The 19,885-nt window shown below is 48.4% G+C and carries 4 protein-coding genes; all 4 read right to left on the bottom strand.

Annotated elements, in window-relative coordinates:
* Nucleotides 1-25: 25 nt before the first annotated feature.
* Nucleotides 26-688: a methyltransferase domain-containing protein gene (locus L3C95_RS06595; RefSeq protein ID WP_236386018.1), complete on the bottom strand. Its 663-nt coding sequence runs from the start codon at nt 686-688 to the stop codon at nt 26-28.
* A 20-nt stretch (nt 689-708) separates the two neighbouring features.
* A complete protein-coding gene (locus L3C95_RS06590; RefSeq protein WP_236386017.1) occupies nt 709-8,841 on the bottom strand; it encodes a non-ribosomal peptide synthetase in 8,133 nt (2,710 codons plus the stop codon).
* The gene (locus L3C95_RS06585) at nt 8,838-12,200 is read right to left on the bottom strand and encodes an amino acid adenylation domain-containing protein (protein WP_236386016.1); all 3,363 of its coding nucleotides are present in this window, start codon (nt 12,198-12,200) and stop codon (nt 8,838-8,840) included. Before L3C95_RS06585 ends, L3C95_RS06590 begins: the two co-directional genes overlap by 4 nt.
* Nucleotides 12,197-19,885: non-ribosomal peptide synthetase (locus L3C95_RS06580; protein ID WP_262915845.1), on the bottom strand; the 7,689-nt coding region annotated here is incomplete at its 5' end. The genes L3C95_RS06585 and L3C95_RS06580, both read right to left, overlap by 4 nt.

The raw sequence follows: 19,885 nt of genomic DNA, 5'->3' as shown, positions 1-19,885 counted from the left end.
GAAGTTTTGGGAATCTTGCAATATTTCAGGGGCGCTGCAGAACGAGTATCAGCCTGTCAGCCGGCTCTTTTCTGAAATATTTCGGGATAACACGTTGTTCTTTTATGCTAAATCCTGCGGCCAGCGATGCTGCTATCACAGATTCATTATCGGAAGGCCGCTTTCCTGAAAAAAGTATGGGCAGGCCATAGTCACAAACATTATTAATAAAAAGATGCCCGCCGGATTTGACCAGTGTAAACAACTCTGCAAGCAGACTCTTATAGTCTACATAGTTCAGTACCTGGGAAATAATGATATTATCGAATACCTCACCAGCCAACTGCTGTTGCAGATCCTCCGCAAAGGACACTGCATTCATATCAAGATTGAGTAAACGGCAAGCGCCCTGGTCCCGGAGCCATTGTAAGGCATCCCTGTCGTTTTCCAGGAAAGTGATACTTGCTGACGCTGGCAGCACTTCCCTTAATTCAGGGGAGTATAACAGCGGAGTGAAAAACGGACCAATCTCCAGGATATCACCTTTCAGCTGTCTCCTGTTCTTCAGCAAATAGGGGATCAGTCTCCTGCCACCCATTACCATTCTTATCCGGGCGTCCCGATCAAATTCTTCACCAAACCGGTTGTCAGTGAGCGGCCATCCGCTCCATTCAACCATATATTTCTCCGGAATTAAAGCGTCGATCATCAGGGTTTCTTTTTGGGTTGTTAATAAGATTCATCAATGTCAGACATGAAATGAATTTGTTGCTTCTCAAGACGGGCCGCCTGGGTATCTTCCATATAGCTGATCCGGCGGAGTAATATACCGGGATCAGCAACGACATTGGTCAACAATGCTTTCAGGTCCACGAACATCTGTTCTATACGTGAGGCATCAAACAAATCGGTATTATATTCAATATTGCCGGCTATACCACCTTCACTCTCTATAAACTGGAAACGGAGATCTCCCTTGCTGATATGCAGCTCCGGCAATTCCGCCTGTATGGTCACTCCTTCCATAACGGTATCCTGTCCCTTATTCACCTGTACGTTTTGCAATATCACAGTGACATCAAAAACGGGATTGCGGGAGATATCCGTACCTGCACCCAGTTCTTCCACCAGGTGATCAAACGGATATTCCTGGTGTGCATATCCTTCCAGGGCAATCTTCTTTACCTGCTCCAGGTAACTGCTGAAGGTTTCTTCTCCACTTAGCTTTGTGCGTAGCGCAATTGTGTTGAGGTAATATCCTACCTGGTTCTCCAGGTCCGGATGCTCTCTGCCTGCTACAGGCGTGCCAATGATAATGTCTTCCTGTCCGGTGTAACGGTACAGTAACGTCTTCACCAATGTTACCAATCCCATGAACAAAGTACAGTTACTGTTGTTCAGCAATTGCCTGAACCCATCCGCAAGAGATGCATCTATGCTGAAATGGAAATGCTGTCCATTGTAAGTCTGAACGGCCGGCCGCTGGCGACCGGAAGTCAGGGATAAGCGGGGCAGCTCGCCTCCCAGTCTGGACAACCAGTATTCCCGGTGTGCTGTGAACAGGCTATCGTTTGCTGATGCCAGTTGCCAGCGTGCATAATCCCTGTACTGTATCCTTAAGGGGGGAAGTACTGCAGCTGTTCCTTTCAGCGCTGCATTGTACAGCAACTGCAGTTCCCGCAACATGATCTGCATAGACCATTCATCCGAGATGATATGATGGATACCAAAGAGCAAGGTATATGATGCCGGTCCGGTCTTTATCAGTTGTATCCTTAACAGGGGGCCCTTATCCAGTTCATAAGGCGTACCTGCAATCGCCAGTTTGCGTTGCGCGATCTTTTCCTGTTGTGCAGGGTCGGCAGAGAGGTCTTCATAGATCATGCTGAAGCCTGTGCTATCAACCGGACGAACACCTTGCTGCGGTTCGCCATCTACCAGTACGAACACCGTTCTCAGACTTTCATGTCTTTCCAGGAGGAGCCCAAATGCCTTTGACAATACCTCCGGTTGCAGGTCACCTTCCAGATAATACACTTCAAGGCCATTAAAAGGCTGTATTTCGCATAAACGCTGACAAACCACCCATAACCTTCGCTGCGCATGAGAAAGGGGATAAAAGGCACTTTCCTGCGTTTTTCTGATCTCCTGATATCCGGCCTTCTTTGCACTGTCCAGCAATGCTGCCTGTGCAGCGATGGTCGGGTGATTAAATGCATCACCGATGGTGAGCTGTACATCCAGCTCCTTATAAATGCGGGAAATAAGCTGTATTGCCTTCAGCGAAGAACCTCCTGCCACAAAGAAGGAAGTATTCCTTCCAATACGGGACACTCCCAAGAGTCGCTGCCATATACCGAGCAGCTGCTGCTCCGTGCCGTTCTGAGGAGCTTCGTATTGCTCTCCCTCCATGATCTCTTCCGGCCGGGGCAACTTCTTACGGTCTACCTTCCCGTTAAGGTTGAGCGGGAAGCTTTCCATCCATATGTAATATCCGGGCAGGTGACTGGCAGGTAGTTCATTCGCCAACTGCTGCCGGAGTTCCCCGCTGTCCCGGTGTTGACCGCTATAATAGCATAACAGGGTCTGTTCGTCTTCCTGTTCATGCAGTATCAGCTCTACCTGTGTAATACCACTAAGCCTGAGCAGGCTGCTGCGGATACCCGCAAGCTCTATACGTACCCCATGTAATTTAATCTGCTCGTCACGGCGTCCCAGCAATTCCAGTGTGCCGTCCTTATGGAAACGTCCCAGGTCACCGGTCCGGCAAACAAGTTCTTCCCGGTCCTTCACCAATGGATTCTGTACAAAGAGTTGTGCGGTCAGAGAAGCATCTGTATACCCCTGCGTCATGTACGGGCTTTTGATATACACCTCTCCTATCTCCCCTTCTACACATAAAACATCATTGCTGATGACAGCGACGCTGGTATGGCTGATAGGAGTGCCTGCCGGGATCACAGAACCTGCTTCATGTTCTCCATCAGGGACTTCGTAATAACATTTCAGAATAGTTGTTTCTGTCAGACCATACATATTAGCGATACGGGCAGTTGTATTGATCTTTCTCCACTGACTGATATCACGTCCATACAATTTCTCTCCTGCAAGTACGATCTGCCTTAGGGAAGGTATATTGCGCTGCTCCTGTAAGAGACTCTTTGTAATAAGTCTGAATAAGGAAGGTACTGTTTGCAGGATGGTAATGCCTGCATCTGACAACCACCGGCCCAGCTGATGTGGCCTGTAACGGTCTTCCGCTGAAGGCATACAAAGTGTGGCTCCAGCTGTTAATGCTACCAGTATATCTTTCAGTGAGGCATCGAATGTAACAGGCGCCAGCTGACTGATACGGTCAGCGGCATCAACGACGTAGTGCTCCCGGTGCCAGTGAATATAATGGGCAAGGCTCTGGCTCCGGCCGATAATACCCTTAGGCGCACCTGTTGAACCGGATGTATAAAAAATGTAGGCTGCATTGTTACCGGCAACTGGCAGCGGACTATCCTCCACTGCAGGAATGTCGGCAGGCCAGTAGCTTCCTCCTTCAAGTTGCATCAACTGCAGCTCCTGCGAGGCTACTGCAATAGCTGAAATATCATCCAGCTCCAATCCCTTTACAAGGGAACCCATAGAAGATGGTACACCTAGCAGGTAGGGTACGGCGACGCCTATGTCAGAGAATTTCTCCATATGCTCTGATCCAACGATCAGTATATGCGGGGCTTGTGCCTCGAGTATATTTTTTAGTCGCCCTACAGGTTGATCCACATCCAATGGCATATATACCACACCTGCTTTCAAACAAGCGAGTAAAGTGGTGACCAGGCGTATACCGGCAGGTAGCAGTACACCCACCGTATGCCCGGGCATTATATCCAGTGCATGCAATGCCTGTCTCAAGCGGTTGCTATCGGCCTCCAGGCTGGCATAGGTGATGCTCTCCTCCGGTGTTTCAATGGCATGTTTTGCCGGATACTGTGCGGCGATCGCAGAGAAAGAAGTGTGTAGGGTGGGCAATTCCTGCACCGGCATTACTTTATCAAAATCTGCTGCTGCAGCGGGTACCAGGTGATTATGGTATACATGCTGCTTTAATGGCAAACCGGGCCTTGCGATTACTGCCCCCAGCAACCGATCCAGGTCGCCGGCCATATTAGCCACCCGCTTCTCATCGAACAATGCTGTGTTATATTCAATACTGCCTTCCAGTGAGCCATTATCCAGCGCAAACTGAAAACGCAGATCACCTTTACTCGTTTTCACATCTACCCGCTCCCTTTCCACACTCAGTCCCTGCAATGCGGCTTCCGGACCGTCATGTACCCTGATATTCTGCAATACCACTACCACATCGAACAAGGGGTTTCTGCCCTGGTCTGTTCCCGCACCCAGGTCTTCCACCAATGCATCAAACGGATATAGCTGATGGTCAAAAGCTGATAAGGCTGTTTTCTTTACCCGCTGTAACAGCTCGCCGAAATCGATATTACCTGACACCTGTGTGCGTAAGGCCAGGGTATTGAGATAATAACCTATCTGGTCTTCAAGGTCGGGATGATCACGACCCGCTACCGGTGTACCGATAATAATATCTTCCTCTGCCGTATACCTGAACAGCAAAGCTTTTACCAGCGCAAGCAATCCCATAAAAGGAGTCACACCTTCTCTTTCGAGGTAAGCAACGAATGCACGGGCATTGGCGGTGTCGATAGTAAAACTATACTGAGCACCATCGTAAGTTCTGATTGCCGGCCGTGGACGATCCATCGGCAATATCAATCGTGGTAAGGGACCTTCCAATGTTCGCAACCAGTATTGCTGTAGTGTCTGAACGGCTGTACCCGAAAGCTGCCTGCTATGCCAGGCAGCATAATCGCGGTACTGTATTTTTAAGGGAGACAGTGAAATGTCGTGTTTATTACTGTAGGCGTTATAATACACCAGCAGTTCCCTCAACATCAGTTGCATAGACCATTCATCAGAAATGATATGATGAATGCCAAACAACAATGTATGTGTTTGTTCACCGGTTTTCACCAGCTGCACTCTCAGCAGCGGGCCTTCCGCCAGGTTATAAGGCGTCCTGGCTATCGCATTGATCATCTCCTGCGGAACTGCACCCAGCTCGGCATATTGCACATCAAAACCACTTTCTGCCACTGTACGTATGCGCTGCTTAGGAGATCCGTCTACCAGTACGAACGTAGTGCGGAGACTTTCATGCCGTTGTAACAGTGCATTGAACGCTGCTATCAGCGCAGCTTTGTCTAACGTACCCTGCAAGCGGTATATCTCCAGTCCATTGAACGACAATGAGACATTTTGCTGTTGGGCTGCTATCCAGATCCTTTTTTGCGCATGCGAGAGCTCATAGTACTCCTGTGTCTGCACCGGAGTGATAGTCTCGTATAATGCTTTCTGCGCTTTGCTTACCAGCACTGCCTGCGCTGCTATGGTAGGATGATCAAAAATTTCCTTGATAGTAAGATGTACTTCCTTTTCTTTAAAGATCAGGGAAATCAGTTGTATGGCTTTTAGGGAAGAACCTCCTATCACGAAAAATGATTCCTCGCGGCCAATACGCTCTATGCCAAGCAGGCGTTTCCAGAGCAAGCTGATATCCTGCTCTATTCCCGGCAAAGGCGCTTTATATTTATCTGCCGACAACAATGCCTCCGGTTGCGGCAATTTCCTGCGGTCTACTTTACCATTAATATTCAGCGGAAATGCATCCATCCACAGATAGTATGCCGGCAGATGGCTTGCAGGCAGTACTTGCTCCAGTTCCTGCCGCAGGTTTTCGCTCTTCCACTGCTGACCGGTATAATAGCAAAGCAGCACCTGCCCGCCATCTTCGGTCTGCTGTACGATCAGCTCCGTTTGTGTAATACCTTCCAGTTGCAGTATGCTGCTGCTCACTGCACCCAGTTCCACCCGCACGCCATGCAGTTTTATCTGCTCGTCGTTACGACCCAGTAATTCCAGCATACCATCTTCGCGATAGCGGCCAACATCACCTGTCCGGCATACGTATTCCACCCGGTCGTTCACTAATGGGTTCCTTACAAACAATTTTTCTGTGAGCGCCGGATCTGTATAGCCAAGGCTTACATAAGGACTTTTGATATACACATCACCAATTTCGCCGGCTACGCACAATACGTTATTCCTGACAACAGCTATACTGGTGTTGGCGATAGGCTGGCCTACAGGTATGATGTCGCCTGCGGCCCCCTCCCATTGTGTTAGCGGGTAGTAGCTTTTCAGTATCGTCGTTTCGGTAAGACCATACATATTCACCATCAATGCATCATTGCCATTAACTGCCCGCCATTGCTGAATATCCCGGCCATACAATCTTTCTCCCGCCAGTACTATCAGGCGGAGTGACTGTAAACGGCTGTTAGCAGCTGCCAGTTCTTTGGTGATCAGCCGGAACAGGGAAGGAACAGTCTGCAGGATTGTAATATTAGCCGCCGCCAGCCATTTCACCAGTAACGCCATCTGAAAACGTTCTTCCGGCTCAGGAATGCAAAGTGTAGCGCCACTTGTTAAAGCTACCAGTATGTCTTTCAGCGAGGCATCAAATGTGGCAGGCGCCAGTTGGCTTATGCTGTCCTTACTTCCTACCTGATACGTTTCCCGATGCCAGTGTATATAATGCGCCAGACTCTGAAGATCACCTTTAATTCCTTTAGGTGTTCCTGTTGAACCGGATGTGAAGAAGATATAGGTACCTGCATATGCGGGGATGGTTTCCTCTCCTACTATTGGTAGCGTAATCCCGCTTAATACGTAATCTGTCCCATTATAAGCATACAGTTGTAGTTGTTCGGCCAAACTATCTATCAGTGAAATATCATCCAGTTCCAGGTCTTCCAGCAAAGTTGATGTCAAACCAGGTAATCCCAGCAGATAAGGCACCCTGGTATCCAGTTGCTGACCGATAGCTTTTACCTGCTCCAGGTCCTCCATTCCTGTGATAAGTACCTGTGGGGCTTGCTCTTTCAGGATCTGCAGACTCCTGGTTAAAGGCTGCTGTATATCCAGCGGCATATATACGCCACCACTGTGCAAACAGGCAATCAGAGAAACAACCTGCCGGGTTCCGGAAGGCAGGAATACGCCAACACGGGTCTCCGGAGAAACACCCAGCAATGCCAGTAACTGTGCCAGCCGCCGGCTTCTCTCATCTAATGCTTTGTAGGTCAGTTGCTCTTTACCTGACGATATCGCAATGTTCCCGGCAAATCTACGTGCAGTATCATTAAGCACAACATGTAATGCGGGGTACTGCGGAGCCGCCATCACCTTGTCAAAGTCTGCCGCTCCCTGTGGGATGGTTTTATCATGGTAAACGTGCTGCTGTAGCGGCAACATTGGATTGGCAAGAATGGAAGACAGCAGACGGTTAAGGTCTGCTGCTATCACGGCTATCCTCGAAGCATTGAACAAATCTGTATTGTATTCAATTCCACCTTCCAGTACACCATTTTCGTATGCAAACTGGAAGCGCAGATCCCCCTTACTGATATGCAGATCTACCGCCCTGGTATCTATCGTAATACCATTCATGGCGGGGAAAGCACGCTGACGTTGCTGTTCGCTCTGCATAATCACTACCACATCAAACAGGGGATGCCTGTTAGGCGCTGGTGCGATGCCCAGGTCTTCTACCAGCTGGTCAAAGGGATACATCTCATGACCAAACCCATTCAACGCTGTCTCCTTTACCTTTTCCAGCAGCTGATCAAATCCTGCGGTACCATCTATTCTCGTTCTCAATGCCAGTGCATTCAGAAAGTTACCAATCACTCCTTCCAGGTCGGGGTGCTCACGGCCTGCCACAGAAGTACCGATGATAATATCTTCAGCTGCCGTATAACGGTACAGCAACACTTTCACCAATGCCAGCAGTCCCATGAAAAGCGTTGCACCTTTCGACTGCACATACTGCTGCAACTGTGGCCCGGTATTTTCGCTGAATGTGAAATTGTACTGTGCCCCCTGGTGGGTCAATACATCTGCTCTTGGTTTATCCAGGGGCAATTGGAGCACAGGTAATTTACCGCTTAGATGATCCAGCCAGTAATCACGATGTGCATTTATCCTGTCTCCCTGTAAATGTTGTAGCTGCCAGGCTGCATAATCTTTAAACTGAACAGGCAGGGGTGACAGGTCGGGCATCGCATCTGCATCGAAAGCATTATACAGGAGCAGTAATTCCTGTAACATCACCTGCATTGACCACTCATCGGAAATAATATGATGCATGGACAATAACAAGAGGAACTGCTGTACACCTGTCTCCAGCACATGTACTTTAAATAACGGCCCTGTCAGCAGATCAAATGGAGTATTGGCAACAGCCTGCACATAAGCCTCCGCGTCTTCCGGCTGAGACCACGTTACTTCGAACCCGCAATCACTAAAAGGTATGATACGCAATTTCGGCAGGCCATCTACAACCGCAAACAGTGTTCTCAGGCTCTCATGACGTTCAACCAATGCTGCAAACGCCCCGGACAAGGCCGCTTTATTCAGCGGACCTTCCAGGGTATACACGTTGAACATGTTGTAGGTTAACTGTCCTTGTCCCTTCTGTTCCAACAGCCACATTCTTTTCTGTGCAGGCGACAATTCATAATAGGGGCTTTCCGCTACCTGAGGGATCTTCCGGAAAGCAGCATGTTCTATATTTTTCAGGAAACGGGTGATCAACTCTTTATTTGACCTGATCTCTGCAATCAGGTCGGCGGTCAGTACGCCATCAGGCGCAGTAATACTGAGCTTATCATCTTTCAGCCTGAGTTGAACTTCTAGTTCCTTTAACCGGGAAAGTAAACGCTGGATGCTCATAAAATGATCTCATCGGTTTTATTGGTGCTCAATTTTTCATATTGACTGTCCCTGGCCCATTCCATAATTTCTATTTCCGCATAGAGATCTGCCAGGGTGGGTAACATAAACAGGTCGCGCAGTTCCAGTTTCAGTGACAGTTCTTTCTGAATCCTGGACAATACAAGTATGGCCTTGAGGGAATGTCCGCCCAATGCAAAGAAGTTGTCGGTAATACCCACACGTTCCACACCAAGCACTTCTTCCCAGATAGTGGCCAGCAATTGTTCTGTCTTATTTCTGGGCGCTACATATTGTACCTGTTTACGTTCGGGTTCGGGCAGCAGACTACGATCCACCTTTCCATTCGGCGTCAGCGGAAATTCCTCCAGGCGAAGAATATAGGCGGGCACCATGTAATCGGGCAGATAGCGTCGTAAATGCTGTTGTATGATCTCTTCGGATACATTGTCCTGGCTTGTATAATAAGCGGCAAGATATTTCTCGTTCTCCCGCTCAAAGGCACATACAATAGCATGGTTAACACCTGCATACTGTAGCAGTATATGCTCTATCTCTCCCGGTTCTATCCTGTATCCGCGTATCTTCAGCTGATGGTCGCCACGGCCGTAATACCTGAGATATCCATCGGCCGTCCAGCTACAGATATCGCCGGTATCATACATGAGTGTTCCCTGCAGGAAGGGATTATCTGTAAATCTGCCGGCTGTCAGTTCCGGTTGTCCCAGGTAGCCCGCCGACACTCCGGCCCCGCTGACGAATAATCTGCCGGGTACACCAACCGGAAGCAATTGCCGGTTGGCATCCAATACATAAGCCTTCATGTTTGAAATACCCCTGCCGATCAGTACTGCATCCGCAGCCTGCCGTACCTTATGCCAGGTGGCATAAACGGTGGTTTCCGTCGGGCCATACATATTCCATAAAGTATCGCAACGGTCCAGTAAACGTTGCGCCAGTGAAATGCCAAGTGCCTCGCCGCCGGTAATGATCTTTAACGCCGGGTTACCTTGCCATCCGCTTTCTATAAGTAAATGCCACATACCCGGAGTAGCCTGCATCATCGTAATACCATCATCCAGGAGCACCTGTAATGCATCTGTCGAATACACTTCTTCACCTGTGGCTATGACCAGCTGACTTCCGTTCACTAAGGGCAGCAACAATTCCACGACAGACATATCAAAGGAGGCCGTTGTAACTGCCAGCCATTTGTCTGCGGCACTGATGCCTGTTTCGTGACTCATTGCCTGCATCAGGTTATAAAGCGCCGCATGACTGATCATCACGCCTTTCGGCTGTCCTGTAGATCCTGAAGTATATATAACATATGCGAGTGTATCGGGAGTTATCTGCAATAACTGCGGCATTGCTGAACTACTGTATATCGCTTCATCACTGACAATCACTGCCTGCCCATCATAGCCAGACAAGAGCGCCTGCAATCCTTCGCTGGTCAATACGACACTGCTTCCACTGGCAGTCAGTATCTGACGGATACGTTCTGCCGGTGCGTTATAGTCAACCGGCAGATAAGCAACACCAGATTGTAATACTCCCAGTATAGCAACAGGCAACCACTCAGTGCGCTCCAGCAATATACCTACAGGCGCCTGATCACCGGGCTTCCGTTGTTGTTGCAGGTAAGCAGCTAACAGCTTTGCCTTTCTTTCCAGCTCACCATAACTTAACCGGCTTCCTCCGGCAATAACGGCCGTCTTCTCCCAGTGTAATGCAGCCTGCTTTGCAATAAGTGCAGGTACCGGCACAAATGCCGGAAATGCAACTGAGGTATCATTAAACTGCTCCAATATCAGTTGCGATTCTGCCGGGTTGATATATGGCAGTTCACTGATGGCCAGGTCCGGTGATGCTGTTGCGCTCACCAGCAGTCCTTCCAGATGTGTAACCATCCGTTCTATCCTGACACGGCTGAAAACATCTTTGTTGTATTCAAGTTCTATCTGCAAGCCTTCGGGTTTCTGTTTGAAGTAGAATGTCAGGTCAAACTTGCTACCAGAGAGAGGGATATCCAGTTCCTGCACATCTACACCAGGAAGTTTCAAGGGGATGCTTTCATTAGCATCCTGCAGTACTACCATGACATCAAATATGGGTGAACGGCTGATATCCCTTTTCATGCCCAGTTCCTCCACCAGCAGGTTGAAAGGATAGTGCTGATTGGCATAGGCCTTCAAAGCCATATCCTTCACGCTATCCAGCAGCTCATTAAATCCTTTCTTTCCATCTAACTGCGTACGTAATACCAATGTATTCACATAAAAGCCTATCTGGTCTTCCAGGTCAGGATGCTCTCTTCCCGCCACCGGTGTTCCCACAATAAGATCTTCCTGCCCGGTATAACGATATAATAGGGTCTTTACGATAGCCACCAATCCCATAAAAACAGAGGCGGTACGTTTCTGTACCAGGTGGGCGAACAATTGTTGTTTTTCTGCCGGGATCATCGCCACTACACGTTCTCCGTTGTAGGTCTGCACTGGTGGACGAGGCTGATCTGCCGGCAGTTCAAGTACCGGCAGGGGGCCTTTCAAATGCTCCAGCCAATAGTTTCGCTGCTCCTGTCCACTGCTCTCATGCAATGATTCCAGCTGCCATGCGGTATAGTCTTTATACTGGATCTCCAGTACAGCAGGTGTGATGGTTACCCCCTGGGAATAAGCGTCATATAAGGACAGTATTTCTTTCACCAGCAGTTGCATAGACCATTCATCTGCAACGATGTGATGGATGCAGAAAGCAAACAGGGATACCTGCGGAGCTACCCTCAGCAGGCATACTCTTAGCAATGGCCCTTCCTGCAGATTGAAAGGTGTGGATATGACATGTTGTATCTTTTCCCAGGCAGCCTTAGAGGGATCAGGTAATACCTGAAGATCTTCATATATCAGCTGACAACCGGCGGCTGAAGCAGGTAATATTTTCTGACGCGGTTCCCCATCCGACAACAGGAATACGGTCCTTAGACTTTCATGGCGCTGTACTACCGTCTGAAATGCCTTCTCCATTGCCGCTATGTCGAGGTTACCGCGAATGTTGCAGATCATGGGTATGTTATATACGGCAGTGGTATCTCCAAACTGGTCCATCAGCCACAGTCTGCGCTGCGCATGGGAAACCTGGTAGTGCTCCTGTTGGGGCACGGGTTTGATCTTCCGGTAGTTTCCTCCCTGCAGATTACGCAGGAATGAGGTGATGGCAGATTTTTCCTTCTTCAGTTCCTGGATAAGTTCGGGCGTAAGTACCCCCTCAGGGGCACTAATGCTCAGCTGACCATCTTTCAACTGAAGGCTCACCTGCAATTGCTTCAACCTGGCTAACAATAAGCTTATGCTCATAATAGTATCTCGTCAATTTTTGTGGGATTCGTAATAGTGGTTACATTGGTTTGCGTGCTCTTCGCCCATATCAGCACGGCTATTTCATCATGAAAATCTGAGAGTATGGGGTGCTGGAATAAACTGCTTAATTCCAGTTTTATGGAAAACTCTTTATGTATTCTTGACAACACCTGTATTGCCTTCAGTGATTGTCCTCCGAGCAGGAAGAAATTGTCATCTATGCCCACCCTTGAAACGCCCAGTATATCCTGCCATATAACAGCCAGTTTTTCTTCCGTTTCATTCCTCGGTGCGGTAAAGTCGGTAGTAACGGGAACAGGGGCTGGTAATGCATCCCTGTCTGTTTTTCCATTCACTGTAAGTGGTATGGAAGGTACCCTTATGAAATAGGCAGGTATCATGTACTCGGGCAGATGATGCTGCAACCAGGCTCTCAGTGTCTGCGGAGGAATCTCATCATTTCCTACGTAGTATGCAGCCAGAAAAACGTCGGCGGCGTTGCCGAATGCACATACAACTGCCTGTTCTATCTGCTCGTGCTGCATCAGTTGATGTGCAGCCTCTGCCGGCTCTACGCGGTTTCCCCTGATCTTCACCTGTTCATCTGCACGACCCGTGAATTCAATGTTCCCATCAGCCAGCCATCTTCCCGTATCTCCGCTGTCGTACATCACACCACTATGGAAAGGATTGCTTAAGAAGCGCTCTGCCGTCAGATCCGGCAATCCGAGGTACCCCAGTGCAAGTCCCTCTCCTGCTATATATATCCTGCCATTCACTCCCACCGGCTGCAAACGCATGTTTTCGTCGAGTATATACACCTTTCTGCCTGCAATCGGCTTTCCGATAGGCACAGCACCTTTTGTTGCGTTGGTAACCCGGAAAGAGGTAGTTACTACTGTCGATTCCGTAGGACCATAGTTGTTATACAATTTGCACACTGGTGCGGGTATATGCCCCAGGGCTTCCCCTCCAGTCAGTAGTGTCAGATCAGTATTTAGTGCAACTCCGCTGTTCAGCAGTGTTCTGCAAACTGCTGTTGGGAGGAAACAGTGAGAAATATCATGCGTTGCCAGGAAGCTCCCCAGCAATTCCATATCCGATCTGGCGCTTTCCGGTATCGTGTATAAGGTTGCTCCATTCAGCAGATAGGGCCATATTTCCCAACCGGAAGCATCAAAGCTAACGCCGGCAAACAGGGTCGCCCTGCTATTTGCATTCACCTGGAAGGCTGTCGTATGCCAGTCACACAACTGTACGATGCTGGAATGAGACACCATTACTCCTTTGGGCCTTCCCGAAGATCCGGAGGTATAAATAACGTATGCCAGATCATCTGCTTCGGGTATAACAATATCCTGTTGCTGTCCAATCTCTTCCCAGCGCACATCTGCCGGCAATACGGTTACATCTTCGCAGCTAAATGGCACTGCAGATAGGGCCACTTTAACACCTGCATCTGCAAGCATATACCGGATCCTTTCCACAGGCAGACTGGCGTCGACCGGCAGGTATGCGGCGCCTGCTTTTAACACGCCCAGCATGCCGGTTATTAGCCACTCACTCCTGTTCATGATCAGCGCTACGGGTTCCTTTGGTTTAACCTCACCGGCAGTAACCAGGTACCTGGCTAATTGCGTTGAACGATTGGACAATGTTCTGTAGTCCAGCTGTGTGCCCGCATCCAGGTAAGCGATTTTTTGTGGTGTACGCCTCGCCTGAGCTTCAAACCTGCTCACCAGCGTTTCTTCAGACACTGGTGCTACCAGGCCATTGAACGCTTCCAGTAACTGCGCATTTTCTTCATCTGACAGCATTGCTGCATCTCTGATCGGGCAATCGGGATCTGCTGCAAATGCTGCTGCCAGTTGTATAAAATGGTTCCCCAGTCCCTGTATCCGCTCCTTATCAAATAAGGCGGTATTATATTCCAATGTAAGCGCTAATTCCTCATCCGTTTCGGTGAACAAGAAGGTCAGGTCAAACTTGCTGAAACCAGTATCCAATTTTATTTCAGTAGCGTTGATATCTTTCAGTCCTACCGACTTTCTGCCATCATGCAATACCATCATCACATCGAATAGCGGAGAATGGCTTAAATCCCTCCTGAGAGACAGTTCCTTCAGTAAAAGGTCAAAAGGATATTCCTGATGTGTATATGCATCCAGCAACAACGCTTTCACCTTTCGCAGTAAACTGGCAAAACCAGCAGCCGCATCCAGTTGCATGCGTAAAGCCAACAGATTGACGTAAAATCCGATCTGGTCTTTTAAAGCAGGATGATCCCGTCCGGCTACCGGTGTTCCTACTATAATATCTTTTTGTCCCGAGTAACGGTATAAGAGCACATATACCAGCGACAACAAGCCCATGAACAGACTGCTGTTTTCCTCTTTCATTAAACGCTGGAGTGCTTTAAACGCCCCGGCAGGAATAACTACATCAATACGTTCACCACTATAAGTCATGACAGGTTCCCGCTGACGGTCTGTAGGCATAGACAACAAGGGCAGGGGCTCATGCAGGAGCTGTGTCCAGTACTTTCTGGCGGCAGCAGCTCTTTCTTCCTGTAAGACTGTTTGCTGCCAGACACTATAGTCCTTATACTGTATAGCAAGATTGTTTAAGCCAGGCTGATTCCCCTCGCGGTAAGCATTATACACTGCCAGCAGCTCTTCCATCAATATGCCCATGGACCACTCATCTGCAACGATGTGGTGCACTACCAGTACAAATACATATTCTTCCGCTTCCAATTGCCAGATACATGCACGTACAAGAGGACCTTCTTCCAGGTTGAAACTCGCGATCACTGCCTCTTCCGCAGCCTTAAGCACCAGCTGTTCTTTGTCTGCAACGGCCGACAGATCACCATATGCCAGATGAAATGTCATATCTGCAATCTGCTGAAAGGGAACACCATGTTGGGTAACGAACCTAGTCCGGAGACTTTCGTGACGCGCGATCACATATCTGAATGCAGCTTCCAGCAAAGGAATATCTATATTGCCTTTCAACCGGTAACAGAGGTGTATGTTATAAGCCACTGCTACTTCCTTAAACTGATCCAACACCCATAAGCGCTGTTGCGCATGCGATAAGGTATAGTATTCCTGTTGTGGTACCACTGGTATCGGCTGATAACCCGTCTGTTCCCGCTGCGCCAGTAACAATGCCTGGGCTTGTAATGCAGGATGAAGGAACAGATCGCGTAACTCAAGGCGTACACCTGTCTGCTCATAGACACGGGACAATACCCTCACTGCCGACAATGAATGACCGCCCAGGGAAAAGAAATTATCACCTCGGTGAATCACTGCTATTCCCAGTTCCGCCGCCCAGATACTCGCCAGTAATACTTCACGTTCTCCCTCCGGCAAGGCGGCTTGCGACACCTCAGGTAGGGGCAACCTTTCACGGTCTATCTTCCCATTCACCGTACGAGGCAGCTGCTCCAAACATACCAGGTGAGCAGGCACCATATACCAGGGTAGCAACGATAATAAATATGATCTTAATGTATCTGCACTAACTGTCTGACCACTGTAGTAAGCCACCAATTGTAATACGCCTCTTATCTCCACTGGTACTACCACACTGCTTTCTATCCCTGTATACCCCTGCAACACATATTCTATCTCTCCGGGTTCTACGCGATAGCCGCGTAGTTTCAACTGTGTGTCAACTCGACCGCCAAATACCAGCTCCCCATCAGCAGTCCACCAGCCCTGGTCGCCGGTACGGTATAATATACCAGCGCCATATTGATTCGGTATAAATCGTTCGGCGTTCAATTCATTCCGATGCAGATACCCCTTGCTGATGCCTGTTCCGCCCAAAACAATCTCGCCTCTCACTCCTGCCGGCTGCAAACGCCCCTGGCTATCCAGTATATATACAGCGCGATTACGGATCGGACGACCCAGCAAGCCTGCCTTTGAGCGATCTTCTATTTTATGATATGTGGCACATACTGTGCTCTCTGAAGGACCATAGGTATTGTAAATATTCAATGATAAGGGCAACTTATCTATCTGGCCCGGCCTTAATTCATCTCCTCCACTGATCAGTGTCTTCAGGCTGGATAGATCATACCCACCATGATTGATTTCACCAACGACAAGTGGCGTTGTACTTAACAACGTCACGCTATGACGATGGATCAACTCACATAAGGCGGATACTGCCTTACCGCCCTCCGGCGCTATCACTAACTCACCGCCTGCCATCAACACCGGATATAATTCCTCTACAGCGGTATCAAACGATAAGGAGGATTGATGTAATACCACATCTGCACTACTTATGCCAAAATACTCACTGAAAGTCTCCACGTAATCTGTCAGTGAATCATGACTGATCTGAACACCTTTCGGCTGACCAGTGGAACCAGAAGTATAGATCACATACGCGGTATCTTCTCCACTCACCTCCCAGGCAGGATAACTTTCAGCATAGCCCGATAAATCGGTTAACAACAATTCCTGACGGCAATTCAATTCAGGTATTGTTTTATCACTTAACAACAGCACAGCACCACTGTCTTCCAGCATATAACGGATGCGTTCTACAGGGTAATCAGTATCTATAGGCAAATACGCCGCTCCTGACTTCAATATACCCAGCAAGGCTATAACCGTACTTGCAGAACGGCCCGCCAGTAAGCCCACTATACTGCCAGCACCCACACCACATGTCAAACGCAGGTAATGCGCCAGGCGGTTAGAAGCTGATTCCAGTTCGGCATAACTCAATGCGCTCTCTCCATCCCTGATAGCTATCGCTGTGCCAGGGTGTCTGCTGATCAACTTTGTAACCGTTACCTGTGTTATTCCTGCCGGCTGAGGATTGAACGATAATAAACGCTCACGCTCCGTAGCTGACACAATATCGTAACTATTCAGCGCCATATCAGGTGAAGCTGCTATGGCAGCACACAGGTAACTATAATGTTCCAGCAAACGGCTCATCTGCCATTCGCTGAATAAAGAAGTATCATAACGCAGCTTTAGACTTATACCTTCTGCAGATGGCCAGCATTCCAGCTGCATCGCATTTAAACTGCTACCATTGTCCAGGTCTTCTGTTGTAACCTTCAGCCCTTCATTATTCTTTTTACTAAAATCCTGATAGAGGAATAAAATATCGTAAATGCCAGGTTCCTGTAACCCTGATAATATTTGTTCACTGCTCTCCTGGTGAACATATGCATCCAGTAACTGTTCATGTACATCCCGCTGGTAGTCGCGGAAACTCTTATCGCCTGCCAGCTTAAAACGCAGGGGTAATAACTGTAAATAGTATCCTACCTGACCTTCCAGGTCCGGATCTGTTCTGCCGGCGCTATCTGTGCTCAGCATCAACTCAGACTGACCTGTATATCGATGCAGCAATAGGCTGAATGCTGATAATAAGGTGGTAAACAATGTCACCTCATTGCTTATGCCAGATAAGCCAGCTACCAGTTCTGTATTTAAATGATGATATACAATGTGGCCTTTACGTGCATTATTACGGTGACCACCCCATACGCTCAGATCAGTAACAGGCAATACGCCAGTTAATAACGAAGACCAATAGTCCGTCTGCGTTGCCCGTTCTTCTGACCAGTCTAAATAATCTTTATACTGGATACGTGGCATTGGTAAGCTAGCCGTATCTCCAGACAAGTATAACTGTTCCAACTCCCGGCTGATCACATCTATAGACCAACCATCGCTGATAAGATGGTGAATGACAAATGCGAAGTAGTATTCGGTAGCAGATAACCTGAAAAGCGTTACCCGTAATAAAGGGCCATGATACAAGTCAAATGCAGTTGCAGCTTGTATCAGTGCTGCTGCTTTCGCGGCCGACAGTGGCTCTTCTTCACTACTTAGATCCACCACATTCACCCTAAAGCCAATTTCATCTACTGGTAACACCCGCTGATATACCTCTCCGTTCTGTACAACAAACACAGTACGAAGCGATTCATGGCGGGACACGATACAGGAAAATGCATCTATGAAAGCCTGATCGTTAAAATCCTGTTCATACGATAACCTGCAGAACTTTGCTATGTTAAAGGCAGTCTTAGCATCAGCTGTTGCTTCTGATAACCATATTCTCCGTTGTCCGGCTGATAATTTATAATGTGACCGGTTTGCCGTTACTGGTATCGGCTGATAGCCTGTCTGTTCTCGCTGTCCCAGTAACAATGCCTGGGCCTGTAGTTCAGGATGAAGGAACAGATCGCGTAACTCAAGGCGTACACCCGTCTGCTCATAGAGACGGGACAAGACCCTCACGGCTGATAGTGAATGACCGCCCAGCGCAAAGAAATTATCGCCTCGGTGAATCACTGCTATTCCCAATTCCCCTGCCCAGATACTTGCCAATAATACTTCGTGTTCTCCTTCCGGCAAAGCTACTTCCAACACAGTAGGTAAGGGCAACCTTTCACGGTCTATCTTCCCATTCACCGTACGAGGCAGCTGCTCCAAACATATCAGGTGAGCAGGCACCATATACCAGGGTAACAACGATAATAAATATGATCTTAATGTATCTGCACTAACTGTCTGACCACTGTAGTAAGCCACCAATTGTAATACGCCTCCTATCTCCACTGGCACTACCACACTGCTTTCTATCCCTGTATACCCCTGCAACACATATTCTATCTCTCCGGGTTCTACGCGATAGCCGCGTAGTTTCAACTGTGTGTCAACTCGACCTCCAAATACCAGCTCCCCATTAGCAGTCCACCAGCCCTGGTCTCCGGTACGGTACAACATACCAGCGCCATAATGATTCGGTATAAATCGTTCGCCGTTCAATTCAGCCCGATGCAGATACCCCTTGCTGATGCCTGTTCCGCCCAAAACAATCTCGCCTCTCATTCCTGCCGGCTGCAAGCGCCCCTGACTATCCAGTATATACACGGCACGATTACGGATCGGACGACCCAGCAAGCCTGCCTTTGAGCGATCTTCTATTTTATGATATGTGGCACATACCGTGCTCTCTGAGGGGCCATAGGTATTGTAAATATTCAATGATAAAGGCAACTTATCTATCTGACCCGGCCTTAATTCATCTCCTCCACTGATCAGTATCTTCAGGCTGGATAGATCATACCCACCATGATTGATTTCACCAACGACAAGTGGCGTTGTACTTAACAACGTCACGCTATGACGATGGATCAACTCACATAAGGCGGATACTGCCTTACCGCCCTCCGGCGCTATCACTAACTCACCGCCTGCCATCAACACCGGATATAATTCCTCTACAGCGGTATCAAACGATAAGGAGGATTGATGTAATACCACATCTGCACTACTTATGCCAAAATACTCACTGAAAGTCTCCACGTAATCTGTCAGTGAATCATGACTGATCTGAACACCTTTCGGCTGACCAGTGGAACCAGAAGTATAGATCACATACGCGGTATCTTCTCCACTCACCTCCCAGGCAGGATAACTTTCAGCATAGCCCGATAAATCGGTTAACAACAATTCCTGACGGCAATTCAATTCAGGTATTGTTTTATCACTTAACAACAGCACAGCACCACTGTCTTCCAGCATATAACGGATGCGTTCTACAGGGTAATCAGTATCTATAGGCAAATACGCCGCTCCTGACTTCAATATACCCAGCAAGGCTATAACCGTACTTGCAGAACGGCC

The organism is Chitinophaga filiformis, from assembly GCF_021646545.1.
GTDB classification, from domain to species: domain Bacteria; phylum Bacteroidota; class Bacteroidia; order Chitinophagales; family Chitinophagaceae; genus Chitinophaga; species Chitinophaga filiformis_A.
This window is presented reverse-complemented; position numbering and strand designations above follow the sequence as displayed.

Coding starts and splice junctions, on each gene's coding strand:
- L3C95_RS06595 (WP_236386018.1), bottom strand. CDS start 688: ATGATCGACGCTTTAATTCCGGAGAAATATATGGTTGAATGGAGCGGA.
- L3C95_RS06585 (WP_236386016.1), bottom strand. CDS start 12,200: ATGAGCATAAGCTTATTGTTAGCCAGGTTGAAGCAATTGCAGGTGAGC.
- L3C95_RS06590 (WP_236386017.1), bottom strand. CDS start 8,841: ATGAGCATCCAGCGTTTACTTTCCCGGTTAAAGGAACTAGAAGTTCAA.